The sequence below is a fragment of the Bradyrhizobium sp. HKCCYLRH3059 genome (assembly GCF_051168035.1).
Taxonomy (GTDB): domain Bacteria; phylum Pseudomonadota; class Alphaproteobacteria; order Rhizobiales; family Xanthobacteraceae; genus Bradyrhizobium.
Genome location: NZ_JBNPUF010000013.1, coordinates 1 through 19,519, shown reverse-complemented (window position 1 = coordinate 19,519; position 19,519 = coordinate 1). Strand labels below are relative to the sequence as shown.

The window sequence follows — 19,519 nt, the reverse complement described above, 5'->3', positions numbered from 1 at the left end:
TCAGCGCGCCTCCGCGTGGCGGACGCAAACGCCGTCGGCGCCGAAAATATGGAGATGGCGTGACTCCAGCGCGCAGGGCACGACGTCGCCCGGTCGCGCCGCGACCTTGCTGGATGTCACGCCAACCAGCAGATGACCGGCGCACTCGCCCGCAATATGCGACTGATCGCCGAGCCACTGGTTGGAGACCACGCGCAGCCTCGCCTCGCCGCTGCCGATCGCGATCCGCTGCGGCCGGATGCCGACCTTGATCCGATCGGCTCGCACCAGCGTCTGCTGTCCCGCCGCGTCCAACGTCTGCCCGGGGATGTGAAAGGCAACATCGGAGCCCACAGACAGGCGGAACCCGCCTTCCTCCTGCGTCACCACAGCCTCCATCAGGTTCATCGGCGGCTCGCCAATGAAGCTCGCGACGAACAGATTGGCCGGGCGGTTCTTCAGCTCCCGCTCGCTGGCGAACTGCTGAAGCACGCCGTCTTCCATGACGGCGATGCGATCGGCAAGTGCGCTCGCCTCGGTCTGGTCATGGGTGACGAAGATCGCCGTCATGCCGCGCTCGGCGAGCAGACCCTTGATGCGGCCGCGCAGCACGGCACGCAGCTGCGGCTCCAGTTGACCCATCGGCTCGTCGAGCAGATAGAGGTCGGCATCACGCACCAGCGCTCGGGCCAGCGACACCCGCTGCTGCTGTCCGCCGGAAAGCGCGTGGGGATGATGATCGAGAATGTCCTCTATCTCCACCAGGCGGGCAATGCTGACAACGCGTTGCGCAATCTCGGCGCGCGACAATTGCCGCGCCTTCAGCGCGAACGCAATGTTCTCACGCACCGTGAGCGGCGGGTACAACGAATAGCCTTCGAACGCCATCGCCACCTTGCGCTTCGCCGGCGCCAGATCATGGATCGTCCGCTGCGCCAGCGCGATCGACCCCGAACTCACGCTCTCGAAGCCGGCGATCATGCGCAGCGTCGAGGTCTTGCCGCAGCCGGAAGAGCCGAGCAGCGCGACGATCTCGCCGGCCTTCACCTCCATATCGAGCGCGCGCACGGCATGAACCGGCGGCTTGCCCCGGCTGTGATAGACCTTGTCGACGTTGCGGATTTCGAGCATGCCCATCCCCGATCCTCACGCCGCCTGCCGCCGCGGCGCCAGGCCGATGCGCTCGCCCGTGGCGTGGTCGAACAGCAGCGCCGCTTCCGGCGCGAACCGCACGAACAGGTCCTCGTCGGCATGCGCCTCCAGCGCCTCGGGCGCCTGCGCCGCCAGCCACTCCGATCCGTCGGCGAAGCGCAGCAGCACCACGGCGCGCTCGTGGATCGGCGTGACCGCGACGATCCGCGCCGGGATCACACCCTCGCCGCCATCACGCGTCACCACGACATCGTCGGGCCGGACGCCAAGCCAGCAACGCTCACGCATATTGGACGGCACGCCGTCCGCATCGAGCCGGATCAGCGTCCCGGCAACAGATGCGGTCAGCCGCCCCTGCTCCGCCACCGGCGTGACCTCGGCAAGATTGATGCTGGGATCGCCGAACAGCCGGGCCACGGCGACCGACGCCGGCCGCGCATAGATCTCCTCCGGACGGGCCACCTGCACCAGGTGGCCATTGATCAGCACGGCAATGCGATCGGCGATTGCCATCGCCTCACGATAGTCCTGCGTCACGTAAAGCACCGCCGCAGAGCTCCTGCGCAGCAGGCTCGGCAGCTCCAACCGCATCTCATAGCGCAGCTTGGCATCGACGTTGCGCAAGGGATCGTCGAGCAGCAGCACCCCGGGATTGCCGATCAGCGCGCGCGCCAGCGCGGTGCGCTGCTTCTGGCCGTTGGACAGTTCACGAGGCTTGTGGCCGAGCACGTGCTCGATCTTCAACAGCCGACTCATTGCCGCAACCTTCGCCGCAATGTCGGCCGCGCCCGTCGCGCGCAGCCCGCTGGCGATGTTGTCGCGCGCGCTCATGTGCGGAAACAGGGCAAAATTCTGGAACGCCATGCCGATGCCGCGCTGCTCCGGCGGCGCGTCGACGATCGAGCGGCCGCCGACCAGGATGTCGCCGCCGTCAGGCTCGAACATGCCGGCAATCATCCGCAGCAGCACGGTCTTGCCGCTGCCGGACGGGCCGAACACCGCGACGATCTCGCCGGGCTCGACCGTCAGCGACACGCCCTTGGCGCAGCTTGCGGCGCCGAAGCTCTTGTCGACCGATTGGAGTTCGAGACGCGCCATGTATCCTCAACCCTTCACTGCACCGAGCGAGAGACCTTCGACCAGATAGCGCTGCGCATAGAGCGCGAGCAGCAATGTCGGGGTGACCGACAGCACGATCGCGGCGGCGATCTGGCCGTATTGGATACCGGACGCCGTCACGAAGGCCAATGCGCCGACCGTTACCGGCTGCTTGTCGGCCGAGGCCAGGATCAGCGCAAAGACGAAGTTGTTCCAGCAGAAGATGAAGGACAGCAGGCCCGCTGCGGCGATGCCGGGCCCGGCCAGCGGCACGGCAATGCGGGTGAACGCCTCGCGCCAGGAATGCCCCGCGAGCCGGTAGGCGTGCTCGATGTCGGGACTGATGTCCTCGAAATAGCCGCGCACGATCCACAGGATCAGCGGCAGCGCGATCAGCTGGTAGACCCAGACGATGCCAAAATAGGTGTCGTTGAGGCCAAGCTGCTGGTAGTACAGCGACAGCGGAAGCAGCACCAGGAGCGGCGGCGCGAAGCGGAACGACAGCAGCGTGAAGGCGATGGTCTCGCCGAGCCGGAACTTGAAGCGCGCGAACGCATAGGCCGCGGGGACGCCGAGCAGCAGCGCCAGGATCACCGACGCGCTTGACAGCACGAAGCTGTTCATCAGATTGCGCATGAAGGTGAGCTGCAGATTGCCGGCGGCGGTCTTGAGCTGGCCCGAGATCAGCGCCTCATAATTGGCGAACGTCGGCTCGAACAGGATGCGCGGCGGGATGCGCAGGATCTGCTCATTGGTCTGGAACGACATCAGGAGGATCCAGACGATCGGAAACATGAAGAACAGAAGCACCAACGCCAGCGCGATGCCGCGGAAGATGCGCCCTGCCAGACTGGAGTGATCCATGATGTCTCTCCCTCAGGCGTGACCGTGGGCGCGTGCGCGCAGCCGCAGCCAGTTCTTGATGAAGATGTTGGACAGGATGTTGGTGATCAGCCACAGGATCATCAGCAGCGCCGCCGAGCGTCCGACATTGGTGTACTGGAAGAACTCGAGATAGGCCTGGACCTGGAACACCATCAGCCGGTCGCCGGGGCCGCCTTGCGTCATCGCGTAGACGATGTCGAACTGCTGGATCGAATCGAGCAGCCGGAACAGCGAGGCGGTGATGATGTAGGGCGCGAGCATCGGCAGGGTGATGCGGAAGAAGACGAAGCTCGCCGGCACGCCGTCGAGCGCCGCCGCCTCGAACGGCTGCCGCGGCAGCGAGCGCAGACCAGCCAGGAGCAGGATCATGATGAACGGCGTGTAGACCCAGACGTCGACCAGGACGACGGTGAACAGCGCGGTCGACGGATCGGATGCCCATTTGAAGTCGTGCACGCCGAGCAGCCCGACCAGATAGGACAGGATGCCGAAGCTCGGATTGGTCATCAGCTTCCACATCAGGGCTGCGATCGCCGGCGCCGTCATCAGCGGCAGCAGCAGCATGATCGACACGGCATTGTGAAAGCGCGTGGGACGTCGCAGCAGCAGCGCGATGCCAAGGCCGAGCAGCAGCTCGGCGATGACGGTCACCGCGGTATAGACCAGCGAGATGCGCAGCGTGTTCCAGAACGCCGGATCGGACAGGAAGTCGATATAGTTGTCGATGCCGATGAAGCCGCGCAGATACGGCAGATTGAGCCGGTAGCGCTGCAATGAATAGACCGCAGCGGTCACGAACGGCACCAGGATGGCGATGCAGACCAGCAGCGCCGGCAGGCTCAGCAAATACGGCAGCAGCCGGCCGCGCCAGCGTTTCGTGCGGCGCGGCGTCGCCTTGGTCTCGACAAGTTGGGCCATGCTCATGACAGGCGTGATCACATCAGCGCGGGATGGGGCGGGCCGACCCGGACGCTGTGGGGAGCGTCCGGGCCGGCAGGCGGTCATGGGAGATGGGGCGCGGCCTCAGCCGAGGCCGGCCTGCTTCAGCTGACGGTTGATGCTCTCGGCAAGCTTGTCGAGGCCCTCATCGACGCTGATCTCCTTGGCCACCATCTTCTGCAGCGAGGCCGCCCACTCCGTCGTGAGGTCGAAGAACAGCGGCTGCGCCGTGAAGTAGATCTTCGCACCGGGCGCCGAGAGGTCATGCTGCTCGAGATAGCCAGGATAGGACTTGGCGATGCGGTCGCGGAATTCGCCGTCCTTCCACACGGAGGCTCGGACCGGATTGACGAAATCCATCTTGCGGGCACCGAACAGATCGTGCTCGACGGAGGCCGCCCACTGCATGAAGGTCCAGGCCGCATCCTTCTGCTTGGAGAAGCTCGACATCGCCAGCGACCAGATCCAGACGTTCGGCGTCGGCGCCTTCGCGGCCGGATTGGCCGCGAACGGCGCGTAGCCGAGATTGCCGCGCTCCTTGTTCTCGCCGCCGTTCATGAAGTAGCCGAGAATGTCGGCGTCGAAGATCATGCCGGAGGCGCCGGCGCCGAGGTCCGTGCCGACCTGATACCAGGTGTAGGTCGACCAGTTCTTCGGACCCGACCCCTGGATCATCCTGACCCATTTCTCGTGGAAGTCCTTGGAGGCCTTGGTGTTCATCGCGGCCTTCAGCTTGCCGCCTTCCATCACGAAGTCCTTCTGGCCGAAATTGGCGTAGGCCGAGAGGAAGCCCGGATGGATGGTCGCCCACGAGCGCGAACCGCGCACGCCGACGCCATAGGGGCCGCCAGCGTCCTTGGTGATCTTGGCCGCGACCTCCAGCATGTCGTCGAGATTGGTGGGCGGCTTGACGCCGACCTTGTCGAAGATCTTGCGGTTATAGGTGATGTTGTTGAGCTCGTAGCCCCACGGGATGCACCATTGCTTGGCCTTGCCGGAGCCGAGCTCGGAGCCGGCGACGCCGTCCCAGGCGGTGGAGGAGCGCAGGCCCGGCAGCACATCGTCCCAGGCGAACGCCGGATTGGTCTTGGCCGGATCCTTGATGTAGGCGTTGAGGTCCTCGATCCAGCCGGCCGGACCGTAGGTCCAGGTCATGTAGGCGCCGGTCATGAAGGCGTCGTACTGATCGGACTTCGACGACAGCGCCGCCGTCACCTTGTCGAAATAGACGTCCTCCGGGAAGATGTCGTAGGTGACGTTCATGCCGGTGAGGCTCTTGAACGCCTCGATGTCGCCGATCATCGCATCGACGTAAGGATGCTTGTTCAAGAGCAGCTTGACGGTCTTGCCGCTATGGGCCTTCCAATTGAAGTCAGCGGCCATCGCCCTCGACATCGCCGAGGCAAAGGCGGCATTGGCGGCGACACCGGCGATGCCGAGCTTGGCAGCGCCGTCGAGCAGATCACGCCGGCTGATGCGCTTGCCGGCATAGGCCGCAAAGAGATTCTTCTCACGATCGTACATTCAACCCTCCCTTTGTTTTTTGTAGAGACGTGTTCGCGTTACCTGCCCTTCCGACTCTTGTTCTTGGAGTTGCCGGATGTTTTCTCCGGCTTGTCGGTCGCCAATGCCTGAGCGGTTACCTCATCGATGATGAGACCGTTCAGGAAGCCGCTGCGCAGCACCGCGCGCAGGGCCGTGATCTTTGCCTCGCCGCCGCCGATGGCGACGATGCGGTGTTTCTTCAGATCGGCAGCGGCCATCGAGGTGGCGCGCGCCGAAAGATCGAGATCCAGCAGCTCGCCCTGGGCGTTGAAGAAATGCCCGAGCAGATCGGCGCAGGCGCCGGCGCGCTTCAGCTCGACGACCTCATCCGGCTTGATCATGCCGCTCGACACCAGGAAGCCGTCGGCATGGATCTGGCCGATGCCGACGAACAGCAGCGACGCCCGCTGCGCCAGCGCGAACACGTCCGATATGCCGAACTGCTGCATCAGCACGCGGCGATCGGCGACGGAGTTGGCGAACACCGGCACCGGCAGCAGATAGGCTTCGGCGCCGGTGCGCTCGGCCAGGCGATGGATCACATCGAACGGGTTGGCGGCGAATTTGCGCGTCAGGCCGCCGAGCAGCGACACGAACTGCACGTCGCGCGCCGGCGTCTGCGGCAGTTGCGCCACCACCGCCGCAAGCGTGCGACCGTGGCCGACGCCGATGATCTTGTCGTCGCCGCGCTCCAGCACCTGGCGCAGGAAGCTCGCGCCCTCCAGCGCCAGCGCCTTCAGTGGCAGATCGCCCTCGCCGAGATCCGGCGCGACGCGGCAGAAGTCGAGCCCGTAGCGTTCGGCCAGCGCGTTCTCGAGTGCGACGCATTCGGCGACGGGACCCTCGACGAAGACACGGATCATGCCCTCGCGGCTGGCCCGCGCGATCAGGCGATGCGCTTTGGTGCTCTGGATGTTGAGGCGGTCGGCGACCTCCGACTGCGTCAGCCCGGCCGCGAAATACAGCCAGGCGGCGCGCGTCGCGAGCGAGGCCTCGCCGTCCACCATGGGCGCCCTGTCGGAAGCTGTCGTCACGCCTGAATGCCTGCTTGCAAAATTCTTCACACCTTGCAAAAAATTGCAGACGCCGGTCCGGCCGTCAATCCCCCAAACGTGCTGCAGCGCGTCAGGGATGACGCGCCGGGCGAGCACAGCCATGCTCGCCGGCGCACAACGGGATGAGGTCGCATGACGGAGTTGTTTGTCGGCATCGACGTGGGCACGAGCGGTGTGCGCGCCTGCGCCGTCGATATCAGCGGCGAGATCAAGGGCGCAGCCGCCGTTCCGCTGGTCGCGCCGCGTCAGGACGGCAACGCCATCGACCAGGATCCCGAGCTGTGGTGGCAGGCGACGGTCGCGGCGCTCGACAAGCTCGGCAGGATCGTCGATCTCGGCGCCGTCGCGCGCATCGCGGTCGACGGCACCTCCGGCACCTTGCTGCTGATCGACGCCGACGGGCGGCCCCGCTCGCTCGGCCTGATGTACAATGATGCCCGCGCCGTCGACGAGGCCAGGCGCATCGCCGCAATCGCGCCGCCCGAGAGCGGTGCGCATGGCACGAGCAGCCCGCTCGCCAAGCTGCTGCATCTGCTCGCCTCCACGAGCGGCGCGCGGCAAGCCGTGCACCAGGCCGACTGGATCGCCGGACGCCTCGCCGGCCATCACGGCGTCAGCGATGAGAACAACGCCCTGAAGCTTGGCTATGACCCCGTCAGGCGCGAATGGCCGCGCTGGATCGATCAGCTCGGCGTTCCCCGCGACGTCCTGCCGAGCGTTCTCGTGCCGGGCACGCCATTCGCCGATATCGATCCGTCGACCGCGCGCGCGCTCGGTCTGTCGCCGTCGGCGCGCATCGTCGCCGGCACCACCGACGGCGTCGCCGCCTTCATCGCCACCGGCGCCGATGCGCCGGGCGATGCGGTGACCTCGCTCGGCACCACGCTGGTGGTGAAGCTGATCGCGACGCAGCCGATCTTCGCCGCCGATCAGGGCGTGTACTCGCATCGTCTCGGCGACAAATGGCTCGCCGGCGGCGCATCGAACTCCGGTGGCGCCGCGCTGCTTGCGCATTTCACCGCCGCCGACATGGACCGCATGACGCCGTTGCTCCGCCCCGACGAGCCGACCGGGCTCGACTACTATCCGCTGCCCAAACCCGGCGAACGTTTTCCGATCGCAGATCCCGCGCTGGCGCCGCGGATCACGCCACGTCCGGCCGAAGATCATCGCTTCTTCCAGGCGCTGCTCGAAGGAATTGCCGGCGTGGAAGCGCTGGCCTATCAGCGTCTTCACGCGCTCGGCGCGCCGGCGCTACGGCGGGTGATCAGCATCGGCGGCGGCGCCCGAAATGATGCCTGGACCGATATCCGCCGGCGCATCGTCGGCGTGCCCGTCAGCGTCGCCGCGCAGACCGAAGCGAGCTACGGCACCGCGCTGCTGGCGCTGCAGGGACCGCCACGATGACGGCGGCGGCGTGCGAGATCAGCGGCCTGTCTGCCATCGCCGACAGGTTCGATCACGTCCTGCTCGACCAATGGGGCACGTTGCATGACGGCAGGACGGTGCTTCCGGCTGCGCACGACTGCGTCCTGCGGCTGCGCGAGGCCGGCAAGCATATCCTGGTGCTGTCGAACTCCGGCAAGCGCGCGAGCGCCAATGCCGAGCGCCTCGCCCGGCTCGGCCTGCCGCGCTCGACCTATGACGGCATTCTCACCTCGGGCGAGGTGACATGGACCGGCCTGCGCGACCGCACCCGCGAACCCTTCACCGATTGTGGCAATGCCTGCTTCCTGATCACCCGGGGCGGCGATTGCTCGCTGATCGACGGGCTCGACCTCGTCCTCGTGACGGATATGCGTGACGCCGACTTCATCCTGCTCGGCGGCCTCGATGACGACCTCGCCGAGCCCGACCTCTGGCGCGATCGATTCACCGGCGCGGCCGCGCGGGGCGTGCCGATGATCTGCGCCAATCCCGACCTGATGATGTTCGGTGCGGCCGGCCTCGTGCCGGCGCCCGGCACGCTGGCGCGCGCCTATGAGTGGCTCGGCGGCCCGGTGAGCTTCGTCGGCAAGCCGCATGCGCCGATCTTCGCGGCGGCGCTGGAGCAGCTCGGCGATCCGGACCCGCACCGCGTGCTGATGATCGGCGACTCGCTCGACCATGACGTCGCCGGCGCCCGCGCTGCAGGCCTGCAGAGCCTGCTGCTCGGCGATGGCGTGCATCGCACGACGCTGGCCGGTGCGCCCGACCTCGCTGCGGCAACGCGCAAGCTCGCAGCTTCGCCCGGCCGCATGCCGAATTGGACGATGCAGCACCTGGTGTGGTGAGAAGGAGACGCGAAATGCGCGAGCCTGCCGAGCTTGATGATTTGCGCCGGATGTCGGCGCGGGTCGGCCGCAACATCGAGCTGGTGCAAGGCGCCGGCGGCAACTCCTCGCTCAAGCAGGATGATGTGCTGTGGGTGAAGGCGTCCGGCACCTGGCTTGCCGACGCCGACGCGAAGGACATCTTCGTGCCTGTTCTCCTGCCTGCGGCGCGCGATGCGCTCGCCGCTGATGACGAGCGCATTCCGCTGGCCGCTCCCGGCCCCCTGCGCGCCTCGATCGAGACCGCGCTGCATGCGCTGCTGCCGCACCGGGTCGTGCTGCACGTGCATGCCGTCAACACCATCGCCTGGGCGGCGCGGCGCGATGCGCGCGATGAATTTGCAGCGCGGCTGGATGGGCTCGCCTGGCGCCATCTCGACTACTTTCATCCCGGACTGCCGCTGGCGCGCGCAGTAAGCACCATCGTCGCGCGCGACCGCATCGACGTGCTGATCCTCGGCAATCACGGCCTCGTCGTCGGTGCCGAAAGCTGCGATCAGGCCGAGGCGCTGGTCCATGACGTCGAGCGCAGGCTGGCGCTGCCGGTGCGCCCGGCGCCCGCTGCCGACGCCGCGGCCTTGCGCCGTCTGTGCGCCGGCACCGCCTATCGCCTGCCGCACGATGCTGGTAGCCACGGCATCGCCACCGATCCGTTCAGCCGCGCCATCGCGACCGGCGGCTCGTTGTATCCGGACCACGTCGTGTTTCTCGGCCCGGGCCTGCCGACGATCGAGAGCGCCGGCGGCCTCGCCACGCTGCTCGCACGGGCGGACGCGAGCCGCCTGCCCGCGCCCGTCGCGGCCCTCGCGCCGGGTCTCGGCGCCCTCATCCGCAGCGACGCCAGCCCGGGCGCCGAGGCCATGCTGAGCTGCCTCGCGCTCGTGACCAGCCGCCTGCCGTTATCGGCCGATATCGGCTATCTCTCGTCTCAGCACGAGCAGTTGCTGCTCAACTGGGACGCCGAACGTTACCGGCAGCAGCTGACGGCAAGCCGCCAGCCGTCGAATTGAAGCGGCGACGGATCACGCGATCGCATCGCTCGAGACCGGCGGGGACGGCGCCCTCGCCCCAACCAGTTCGTGAAGCGCATCTCCGACCTGATCGATGACTTCGCCCCAATCGCGCCTTTCGCGCTGACGGAACAGGCGCATGCGCGGATACCAGACGCTGTCGTCACGATCGAGCAGCCAGCGATAGTCCGGCGTGTACGACAGAAGCGTCCAGGTCGGACAGCCAAGCGCGCCGGCGAGATGAGCGACACTGGTATCGACCGTGATCACGAGATCCAGACATGAGATCAGCGCGGCGGTATCGGCGAAATCGGCAAGTTGACCCGTCAGGTCCACGATCCCGCTCGTCTCCTGGAGCACGGCCTTGTCTTCGGCCTTCGGCTCCTTCTGCAGGCTGACAAACGCCGCATCCGCGCCGAGCAGGCGGGACAACGTGCGCAACGGGATGGAGCGATTGTGGTCGTCGAGATGATTGGGGTTGCCTGACCAGACCAGGCCGACGCGCAATTTCTCGGGCGTGCCAAGGCGCTCCTGCCAGAGTTGGATCCGATCCGGATCAGGCGCCGGCAAATAGGACGCCGGCGCAGGAATCGTGGCCAGTGTCGTCCGAAAGGCAAACGGCAGGCTCATGATCGGACAATGGACATCCACCCCCGCAAGGTCGGCGGCCTCCGAGACCGGAATACATTGCGAAATGCCTGGCATGTTCGACAACAGTGGAAGCAACGGCTTTTGAACGGCAAGGATGACGCGCGCGCCCAACGCTGCGACCATCGGCACGTAGCGGACAAACTGGATCGTATCGCCCAGTCCTTCATCGGCGGCGATGACGATGGTTTGTCCCGCGATGCCATCCTGGCCGAGCCACATGGGTCGCCGGAAGCGCGGATAAGAGCTCGGCAGGCTCCAACGGGCCTCCCGGCCAGACCAGCCCGCGTCGAGATTTCCCAACAACAGGTTCAAATGAGCCGTTCCAAGATCGGCCAGCGCGTCTCTCGGATCGGCCCCCTTCAACTGCCTGTAGATCTCGAACGCCTCGTCGAACCGACGGAGCTTCGTCAGCACGGAGGCCTTGTCGTGCAGCGCATCCCTTGAACCCGGCTGCAGAGCCAGGGCTCGCTCGAACCATTCCAACGCGTCCTCGTCTCGGCACATCGTCCGCAACACGATGCCGGTCTTGACGCAGATGTCGGAGTTTTCCGGTTCGATGGCGTGAGCTCGCTGGCAGATCGTCAGGGCCTCGTCGAAGCGCTTCAAGCCGTTCAGAAGCGCGCCACGCATCAAGAGTGTCGGGACATGGTTGGGCCGCAAGACGTCGCTCAGATCGAGATAGGTAAGCGCGTCGTCGATCCGCCCCAGCCGTTGAAGCGTGATGCCGCACTGGTTGGCGGCATCCCAATGCCTGGAATTCAGCTCCAACACACGTTGGAAGCTCGACACGGCGTCGGCGAGCTGCTGCAGGTTGACGAGGGCATTCCCCCTCAGCATCCACAGATCGGCGCTTTCGAGACCGAGCGCCGTCGCCTTGTCGACGACCTTCAGCACCTCATCCGAGCGTCCCAAGACCTGCAGCACCGTGCCAAGACTCAGGAAGTACTGCGGCTGAACATCCTGCTGGAGCGCGCGGGATACCCACTGCAATGCAGCTTCATACTGCTGCCCCTGCAGGGCAAGGATGCCCAGCAAGTTGAGGGTCGGCGCATGCCCTCCGTCGATCGCAAGCGCCATATGGCAACACCGTTCGGCATCCGCATGTCGGCCATCGGCGACATCGCGCAAAGCAGCGTCATAGAAGAGCGCGGCACCATCGGGCTTGACAGGTTGGAGCTTCACTTTAGCGGGTGAAGCTCGGCGCTCGCGACGGTTCATTGCTGCATATGGTCCAGGTTGCGTCGTTAAAGTAGTTGATTCTCATTCAGGCTGACAGCCGCAATTCTATCTCCGGCTGTGGTGAGGGCCGCTCCGATTCTGGCTGCATTCCCTAGCATAAGAGCTCGGAAGACAACGATCCGATGACCACTTCGTGGAAGTCAAATTCAGCGCAACCATCGCGGGCACGATCAAATCGGCGTGCAGGACAAGGGTGAGGACTTCTTCGGTGGTTACGCCTATATGAGGTCGGGCCATCCGCCCGACCCTCGAGATCATCATCAGCGAAACGCCGGCGCATCTGCGCAAGTTTCACGATCCGGACTCGGGCCTGGCGCTGATCCGGCCGGATGCCTGACATGGGCCGTCGGACAGCTCGGGCTCGTCGCTGGACACGGCCATCCGCACACAGATCGGAAACGGACTGGAAAGGAGGGAGAGGTTGGATGGTGCGCTCGGAGCGGGAGAACACGTGCGTTCGTTCAGTGGCTGAAGCACGACCGCCTTTCCGCACACCGGCCGGACGCCGATTTCTGATCCAATCTTTCGCCGGCAGCGCTATGGCGCTTCATGCCCACGCGTGAGACCGCTCTCCCGGCGGCAACAGAGATGGAGTCTGTCCCACACCTTCATCATCGCATGGACCAGTTGGTCCATGAGCGCGTCGTCGTGATAGGGCGTTGGGGTAAGACGCAGGCGTTCCAGTCCTCGCCGGACAGTGGGGTAATTGATCGGCTGGATGTAGATGCCATGCTCCGACATCAGCAGGTCCGAAGCCGCCCTGCACTTCTCGGGATCGCCGACATGCACCGGCACGATATGGCTCTCGCTCGGCATCACGGGCAGGCCTGCTGCCGTCAGGACGGACTTCAACCGCGCTGCGCGATCCTGATGCCGGACGCGCTCCGCTGTCGAGGTTTTCAGATGCCGGATTGCAGCGGTCGCGGCTGCGCAGACCGGAGGCGGCAATGCCGTCGTGAAGATGAAACCGGGGGCGTAGGAGCGCACCGCATCGATCAGGTTCGCCCCAGCCGCAAGATAGCCGCCGAGACAGCCATAGGCCTTTGCCAGCGTGCCCTCAACAATGTCGATCCTTTCCATGACCCCGTCGCGCTCAGCTATGCCGCCGCCGCGCGGGCCATACATCCCGACCGCGTGCACCTCGTCGACATAGGTCAGAGCGCCGTAGCGCTCGGCCAAGTCACAAATTCGATGCAGAGGCGCGACATCCCCGTCCATCGAGTACAGGCTCTCGCACACGATGAGCTTGGGCCTTTCGGGATCTGCCGCCCGCAGCAGCCGTTCGAGATGCTCAGGATCATTGTGCTGCCAGATCTGCTTCTCAGCACCGGCCTTGCGAACCCCCTCGATCATGGAGTTGTGGTTCAGCTCGTCGGAAAGCAGCAAACACCCAGGCAGCAGCTTGGCGATCGTCGATATCCCCGCCTCGTTGGAGACGTAGCCGGAGGTAAACACCAGCGCGGCTTCCTTGCCGTGGAGATCAGCCAGCTCCTGCTCGAGGGCGACGAGCGGATGGTTCGTTCCCGCGATGTTACGGGTGCCGCCCGCGCCTGTGCCCATGCGCGCTGCGGCATCGATCATGGCTCCTATGACATTCGGGTGCTGGCTCATGCCCAGATAGTCGTTGGAGCACCAGATCACGACCTCACGCTTGCCTTCCTCCGAATGCCAGATCGCATACGGATAGCGCCCCGCCAGGCGTTCGAGGTCCGCAAAGACACGGTAGCGCCGTTCCTGATGCAGTCGATCCAATGCACCGCGGAACATCGCGTCATATTCAGGGAAAAGGCCGAACGGCCGCATCTGGTAGTTCATGATTGGACGACTCCAGCAGACTATCGTGCCCGATTGAACTGGTAGGAGCCCTGGAGAAACACGCCATAACGCTCCGTCGTATATCGCAGCACCTGATTGAACGAATCGACCGCATTGGTGCTGAGATGCCACCAGCGCCCACCGATGCCGATGCGGAAATTGTCGGTCAACTGGTAGTTCAGCACGGTCTCGGCCTGGAATCCGGATCCTTGTCCCGAGGCGGGATCGCGCCCGAAGGTGAAATAGTGCGTGTCGATCGCATTCTGCGAAGTCCAGACATAGGCGGCCTCCGCCTGCCAGCTCAGCCGGTCCGACAGCCGCGTGTCGAGTGAGACACCGGCCCGTCCGCTATGCCAGCGATCCTGCTCGGTCACCACCTTCACGCCTGCCCCAAGAGCCGGACTGCAGATCGTCGGATTGCCACCCACCTGGGTGCAGCCCCGCGCGTCGACCGTTTCCGTCCAATATTGATAGCCGACGAAGGCGCCGAGCCGGAAGCGGTCCGTCTCCAGCAGGTTGAAACCGACATCGAGATTCGCGTATTGCAGCCGCCCGCCCACGCTGCTGACGGTCTTGGACGACGGATTGACGAAGGGCGCAAAGTCCTCGTCGACGAGCGTGCCCGAGCTGATCTTGCCCGCTCCGAAATAGCCCTTCAGAAACATGTTGGTGAACGGGCCGTCGAGCGCATCGACCCTGAAGAACATCTCGCCGCTGTGCCCGGTCATGCCGCCATAGGCGAGCCGGGAGACCTGAAGCGTCGCGGCCTGATCGGCGAAATAGCGGTATCGATTCTGCCCGGAGCTGAACCAGTAGCGCACTCCGGTCTCCAGCATGTAGGACGGCAGGATCGACGCGCGCGACCGCAGCGGCATATCGCCCGAGCCCGCCCCCTGGCCGCCCTGCAGCGCCGCAGGCCTGGCCCAGGCGCAACTGACAATCGAGGCGTTGCACTTCGTGACACCGTCGGCGTTGAAATCGCGCCGCAACGTGACCGTCGCGAACAAGTCCTTGGTCGTCGTCTTGACGTTGGCCAGCGTGCTGTCGACGAACCGGTAGCCGATCTCCGTTTCCAGGCTGATCTCCTTCGACCAGAGATAGCTGACCAGCAGCGACGGCAGAATCGTGTACTCTTTCAAGTCGGTCTTCGTCCCGGACCTGTACCCCGCCCGCAGCCGCGGGCTGATGGCGAGATCGGGCGTGATCGGATAGCGCGTGGCGAGATCGAGCACGTAGAATTTCGAATCCGCCAGGCTCGCGTACCGCAGCGCGCCCATGAACAGATCGCCCGGCTTGATGATGCCGTTCCCGGTCAGTTGAGCCGACAGATAATATTCGAGGCCGCTCGCCGGCGTGCCGTCGACGCCCCCGGAGGGCAGCGTGCCGGTCAGATTGGTCACCGTGGCATCGGCCGCGACCTGCCAGGTCTCGTTCAGGGGCCGCGAATAGCTCACCATCGCCGACTGGAACGTCGGCGTGCGGTCGATCGCGAGCTGCCTGATCTCGCCGGCCGTATTGAACTTCATCATGTCGTAGAGCGTGAGGAACGGCTGCCCCTGCAGCGCATTCCAGGTCGAGAGAAATGGCACCCTTCGATAATCGAACGAGGCGTTGACGACCGACTTGTCCTCGAACGTATAGGTTCCGGAGAACACGGCCGCATTGAGCGCACGGAAATGCGTGTCGTAGTCGATCAGGCCGAGCAGCGACTTGTTGGTGTCGAAATAGCGGAATTCGGCGCCGATGGCCTGGCGGTCGACGATGTTGCGGTCGTATTGCGTGATCAGATAGACCGTAGTCTCGAGGCCGCCCAGGATCTTGCCGAAGTCGATGCTCGCGCCATAGAGCGTCTTGCCATCCTTGAACGGTGCGTCGAAACGGCTCCAGTTCGGCGAGCCTGCGAGCACGTTCAGGCGCAGCCCGGGGCTCTTCTGCCAGCTCAGCACCGCGCCGTCGAAGCGGCCGATCACGCCGCCGGTGTTGCGGGACTGCCGTCCGACGCGCAGCGTCACGTCGGCCTCCTTCAGCGTGTAGTCAACCTGGGCGGTCGAGACGCCGTATTTGTCGTTTCCGGTATCGAACTGGCGCTCATGGGTGAAGGCCAGCCTGAACTTGGTCCTGATGCGATCGTTGTCGGCGGTGCCGAGAAAGTCGAAATTGGTCAGCAGCGTGTTCTGATGCACCCGGTGCGCGTCGGGATCCGCATTCGGGTTCGGCGCAATCGCCCTGTCCTTGACGGCGCTGGTCGTGTCGTTCGTGATGAAGGTGGTCGAGAGGCTGCCCGACATCGACCAGCGGGTGTCGCCGTTCGGCCCTGCCGCCTTGGTCGGCATGCCTGTCCCCATGTCTCCGCCCTCGGGCGTGACAGAAGACATGTCGCGCGGCCGCGCCGGTGCGCTGCCGGTCGCGGTGAGAAGCGCAGCGAGCCGCTGCCTCACCCGCTCGGCGCCCTCGCCGCTCGGATAGCGGCGCAGATAGTCTTCATACTCCGCCTGCGCGGCAGCGGTCTGGCCGGCCTTCTGCCGCGCCACGCCGAGCAGCTCCTGCGCCTCGGCGCTCGAGCCGTTCTCGGGGAGTTTCAGCACCTTTCGCAGGAGATCGATCGCGGCGCTGAAATTGCCTTTCTTGATCGACGCGCGAGCCTCGTCCATCGAGGCCTCCGCAAGCCGGATGTCCGCCGCGGACGCCTGCTGCATCGTGCGATTGTCGTTGCGGACCGACGCCGCCGCGCCGGGGATCGCAACCGGTTTCGGCGCATCCGGAGCGGCTACGCTCGGCACCAGGGCTTTCACCTTGCACGCCGACACCGGGCCCTTTCGGGCCACCACGATCGCCACCTGCTCGAAGCTGCCGGATTGGACGATCTGATAGGTGAACTCGCCGGCAAACTGGACGACGAGGATTGGTCCTCTGTTCTGATCGAGCGTCAGATAGACGTCCTGGATGCCGGAGCCCTGGGCGTTGTCGACACGCACGCCTTCGCGCCTGACCAGGCGGCGCGCCATGATTGCGTCCCGATCGACCAATTGCAGCGAGACGCTGAGCTGGCTGCCCTGGTCGAGCGGGAAATGCCCGGTGTAGCGGACACGAACGTGAAAGTTGACCCGCAGAAGGCTGCAGTTTCCGATCGTCGTGGCAGTTGCATTGGCGACGAACTGATCGATGACCGGCTGGGCCGGTGCAATGCCAAAGGCTCCGTCGAGCAGGATTGCGAGCAGGCCGGCCAGCAGACTGATCAGCCATCCCGCCGACCTCGCCGCCGCTGCTTGTCCGAAGCAGCCGCGCATCACCAGCCGCCTCCATTGACCCGGTGCTGCCGCTGGCGGCGGGTGATGATGGTGGTTTGCGATTTGTCAGCATAGATATGGCATGCGCCGGTGCAGTCCTTGAGCTCGGCGACGGTGTAGTCCATCGGCGCCGGCTTCACGAGCTTGGCGTGCTGCTGCGGGCGGAAATCACTGGCGTGGCAGGCGGCGCAGTCGGGCTTGTAGGCCGCGAACTTGAACACGACGGCTTGCGAATTGCCGCTGTGGCAGGCGGTGCAGCCAATGGCCGCGCTATGGTTCGGATAGCTTGCCGACATATGCCGGTAATTGACCGAGCTCCAGCTCACCGTCCGGTGGCAGCTCTCGCAGGGGACGTTGGTCACGAAGTGCTTCGGCGACTTGCCGGTGGCATTGGAGCCGTTGTGACAGCTGGCGCACGGCGCAGTCAGGCTGGTGTGATCCATCCGCGCGCCCGAGAACGACACGGTGTTCTTGTGGCAGCTCTCGCATGGCGCGCTGGTCGCGACGTGCTTCTGCGGCTTGCCGGTCGCGGCCATGCCGTTGTGACAGCTCGCGCAGGCCGCCATCGTGCCGGTGTGGCTGAACCGGGCGCCGCTGAACGTCGTCGTGCTCTTGTGGCAGGTCTCGCACGGCGCGCTGGTCGCGACGTGCTTCTGTGGCTTGCCCGTCGCGGCCATGCCGTTGTGGCAGCTCGCGCAGGCCGCCATCGTGCCGGTGTGGCTGAACCGGGCGCCGCTGAACGTCGTCGTGCTCTTGTGGCAGGTCTCGCACGGCGCATTCGTCGTGACGTGCTTCTGCGGCTTGCCCGTCGCGGCCATGCCGTTGTGGCAGCTCGCGCAGGCCGCCGTCGTTCCGGTGTGGCTGAACCGGGCGCCGCTGAACGTCGTCGTGCTCTTGTGACAGGTCTCACACGGCGCAGTGGTTGCGACGTGCTTCGGCGGCTTGCCGGTCGCGGCCATGCCGGTGTGACAGCTCGCGCAGGCCGCCGTCGTTCCAGTATGGCTGAACCGGGCGCCGCTGAACGTCGTCGTGCTCTTGTGACAGGTCTCACATGGCGCAGCGGTTGCGACGTGCTTCGGCGGCTTGCCAGGCGCGGTCATTCCGTTATGGCAGGATGCGCATGGCCCTTGCGCCGTCATGTGATTGAATCTGGAGCCGGCCTCCGTGGTGCTCGATCCGGCAAGCCCTGCCCTTGGATTGAACGTCGGCAGCAGCGACGGAAGCCGACCGGCATTCTTCGCTTCCGGCGAGTCGCTACCAGTATCGGTCGGGGGCAAGAGCCTGCCGCGGGGATCGTTCGGCAAGAGTGGCGATGTCGCGGATGTCATTCGGGACGGCGTGCTCAACGGTTGCGGCACGGACGTCGTCGCGCCGCCAGCTTTGACCGAACTGTCGGGCTTGGAGGAACCGGACGAACTGGCGGAGGCCCCTGCTTCGGACCCCGCTGTCGGGGCCGTCGACGTCGCAGCCGTGTTCGCCAGCGGCTTGCTGCTGAACAGGAGCGTCGAACTGGATGGCGCAGCGGGCTTGGCGGCAGCGCCGGCCGCAGCAGTGGCCTGAGATGCAGCCGGTGCGGCGCTCGTACCGGGTGCTGCATCGGGATTCGTTGCTGCCGTCATCGTCCGGTTGGCGGTCGAGGCCGGCGTCACCGCCTTGACGGCCGGGGCCTGAGCCGGAACCACCGACCGCGCCGTCGTGGAGCAGCCTGCTGCCGGCTTCTGCGGGTCGTCGTCCCAGGTGGAGAAGTTGGCGGCGGCGCGCACGTGGCAGCAGCCGCAATCCTGCGTCTTGGCGCTGTGATCCGGCCCCTGCGCACCTCTGCGGCCCTGGCTGCGATACGAGCCGTTGTGACAGCTGTCGCAGCGCGTGGCATGCACGGCAGCATGGCTCATCGTGTAGGTGGCGAAGCTCGCCGCCGTGTTGCTGTGGCAATTCGAGCACTGCACGCCCGTCACCGGAATATGCGGCGGGGTGGTCAGGCCTTTCGCGCTCGAACCATTGTGGCAGGCGGAGCAATTGGTGTTGGCCGCGGAGTGGGTGAACGCCGCGCCGCCCCAGCTCACATATCCGCCGCTGGCGGCCTTGCTGTGACAACTGACGCAGTCGGCGCCGCCGGTGGCGACGTGGTTCGGGTACGACGCGGTGCCCATGGCGCCCTTGGTGCCCTGGCCGGTGAAGGAGCCGTTGTGGCAGCTGTCGCAGCGCGCCGTCGCCACCGCGGCATGGTTCATGGTGTAGGTGGCGAAGCTCGCCGCGGTGTTGCTGTGGCAGTTCGAGCACTGCAGCGTCCCGGTCGGGATGTGCGGCGGCGTCGTCATCCCCATCGCGGTCTTGCCGTTGTGGCAGGTCGCGCAATTGGTGTCGGTCGCGGCATGCTTGAACGCCGCGCCGCCCCAGCTGGTGAAGCCGCCCGAGGCCGCCTTGGCGTGACAGCTGACGCAGTCGGCGCCGCCGGTGGCGACGTGGTTCGGATACGACGCCGTGCCCATGGCGCCCTTGGTGCCCTGGCCGGTGTAGCTGCCGTTGTGACAGCTGTCGCAGCGCGCCGTCGC

At 65.8% G+C, this 19,519-nt stretch carries 12 protein-coding genes and 1 pseudogene; 3 read left to right on the top strand and 10 right to left on the bottom strand.

The features are described from left to right. The 6 genes from ACQR13_RS30065 to ACQR13_RS30040 form a co-directional block, all read right to left on the bottom strand. Window positions 1–1,110, bottom strand: a complete 1,110-nt coding sequence (locus tag ACQR13_RS30065; protein WP_315718400.1) for an ABC transporter ATP-binding protein — start codon at window positions 1,108–1,110, stop codon at window positions 1–3. Window positions 1,111–1,125: 15 nt separating this feature from the next. Further along, window positions 1,126–2,229, bottom strand: a complete 1,104-nt coding sequence (locus ACQR13_RS30060; RefSeq protein ID WP_316202713.1) for an ABC transporter ATP-binding protein — start codon at window positions 2,227–2,229, stop codon at window positions 1,126–1,128. A gap of 6 nt (window positions 2,230–2,235) precedes the next feature. Next, window positions 2,236–3,093: a carbohydrate ABC transporter permease gene (locus tag ACQR13_RS30055; protein ID WP_315718345.1), complete on the bottom strand. Its 858-nt coding sequence runs from the start codon at window positions 3,091–3,093 to the stop codon at window positions 2,236–2,238. A 12-nt stretch (window positions 3,094–3,105) separates the two neighbouring features. Then, the gene (locus ACQR13_RS30050) at window positions 3,106–4,032 is read right to left on the bottom strand and encodes a carbohydrate ABC transporter permease (RefSeq protein ID WP_315753025.1); all 927 of its coding nucleotides are present in this window, start codon (window positions 4,030–4,032) and stop codon (window positions 3,106–3,108) included. 105 nt (window positions 4,033–4,137) lie between these two features. Beyond that, window positions 4,138–5,577, bottom strand: coding sequence for an extracellular solute-binding protein (locus tag ACQR13_RS30045; RefSeq protein WP_315718344.1), 1,440 nt, complete (start codon window positions 5,575–5,577; stop codon window positions 4,138–4,140). 38 nt (window positions 5,578–5,615) lie between these two features. Next, window positions 5,616–6,605 carry a sugar-binding transcriptional regulator gene (locus ACQR13_RS30040; protein WP_315718398.1) on the bottom strand — a complete coding sequence of 330 codons (990 nt, stop codon included), beginning with the start codon at window positions 6,603–6,605 and terminating at the stop codon, window positions 5,616–5,618. Between the two features lie 180 nt (window positions 6,606–6,785). Between ACQR13_RS30040 and ACQR13_RS30035 the strand changes: the two genes are divergently transcribed. Genes ACQR13_RS30035 through ACQR13_RS30025 form a run of 3 tightly spaced genes read left to right on the top strand, consistent with a single transcriptional unit; the run spans window position 6,786 to window position 9,975 of the window. After that, window positions 6,786–8,060, top strand: coding sequence for an FGGY-family carbohydrate kinase (locus tag ACQR13_RS30035; RefSeq protein WP_315718343.1), 1,275 nt, complete (start codon window positions 6,786–6,788; stop codon window positions 8,058–8,060). Next, window positions 8,057–8,926 (top strand): TIGR01459 family HAD-type hydrolase, encoded by an 870-nt coding sequence (locus tag ACQR13_RS30030; RefSeq protein WP_315718342.1) that lies wholly within the window; start codon window positions 8,057–8,059, stop codon window positions 8,924–8,926. Before ACQR13_RS30035 ends, ACQR13_RS30030 begins: the two co-directional genes overlap by 4 nt. A gap of 14 nt (window positions 8,927–8,940) precedes the next feature. Continuing rightward, window positions 8,941–9,975: a class II aldolase/adducin family protein gene (locus tag ACQR13_RS30025; protein ID WP_316188511.1), complete on the top strand. Its 1,035-nt coding sequence runs from the start codon at window positions 8,941–8,943 to the stop codon at window positions 9,973–9,975. Between the two features lie 12 nt (window positions 9,976–9,987). On the opposite strand, the gene ACQR13_RS30020 is transcribed toward ACQR13_RS30025, so the two are convergent. From ACQR13_RS30020 to ACQR13_RS30005, 4 genes and pseudogenes are all read right to left on the bottom strand, one after another. Then, complete coding sequence (locus tag ACQR13_RS30020; protein WP_434845194.1) at window positions 9,988–11,844, bottom strand: tetratricopeptide repeat protein; 1,857 nt, start codon at window positions 11,842–11,844, stop codon at window positions 9,988–9,990. Between the two features lie 558 nt (window positions 11,845–12,402). After that, window positions 12,403–13,680, bottom strand: a complete 1,278-nt coding sequence (gene hemA / locus ACQR13_RS30015; protein ID WP_316202718.1) for a 5-aminolevulinate synthase — start codon at window positions 13,678–13,680, stop codon at window positions 12,403–12,405. A gap of 20 nt (window positions 13,681–13,700) precedes the next feature. Further along, on the bottom strand, window positions 13,701–16,967 hold the full coding sequence (locus ACQR13_RS30010) for a hypothetical protein (protein ID WP_434863522.1): 3,267 nt from the start codon (window positions 16,965–16,967) through the stop codon (window positions 13,701–13,703). Then, a pseudogene (locus ACQR13_RS30005) lies at window positions 16,967–19,519 on the bottom strand (hypothetical protein); the annotation flags it as partial. The pseudogene ACQR13_RS30005 and the gene ACQR13_RS30010, both read right to left, overlap by 1 nt.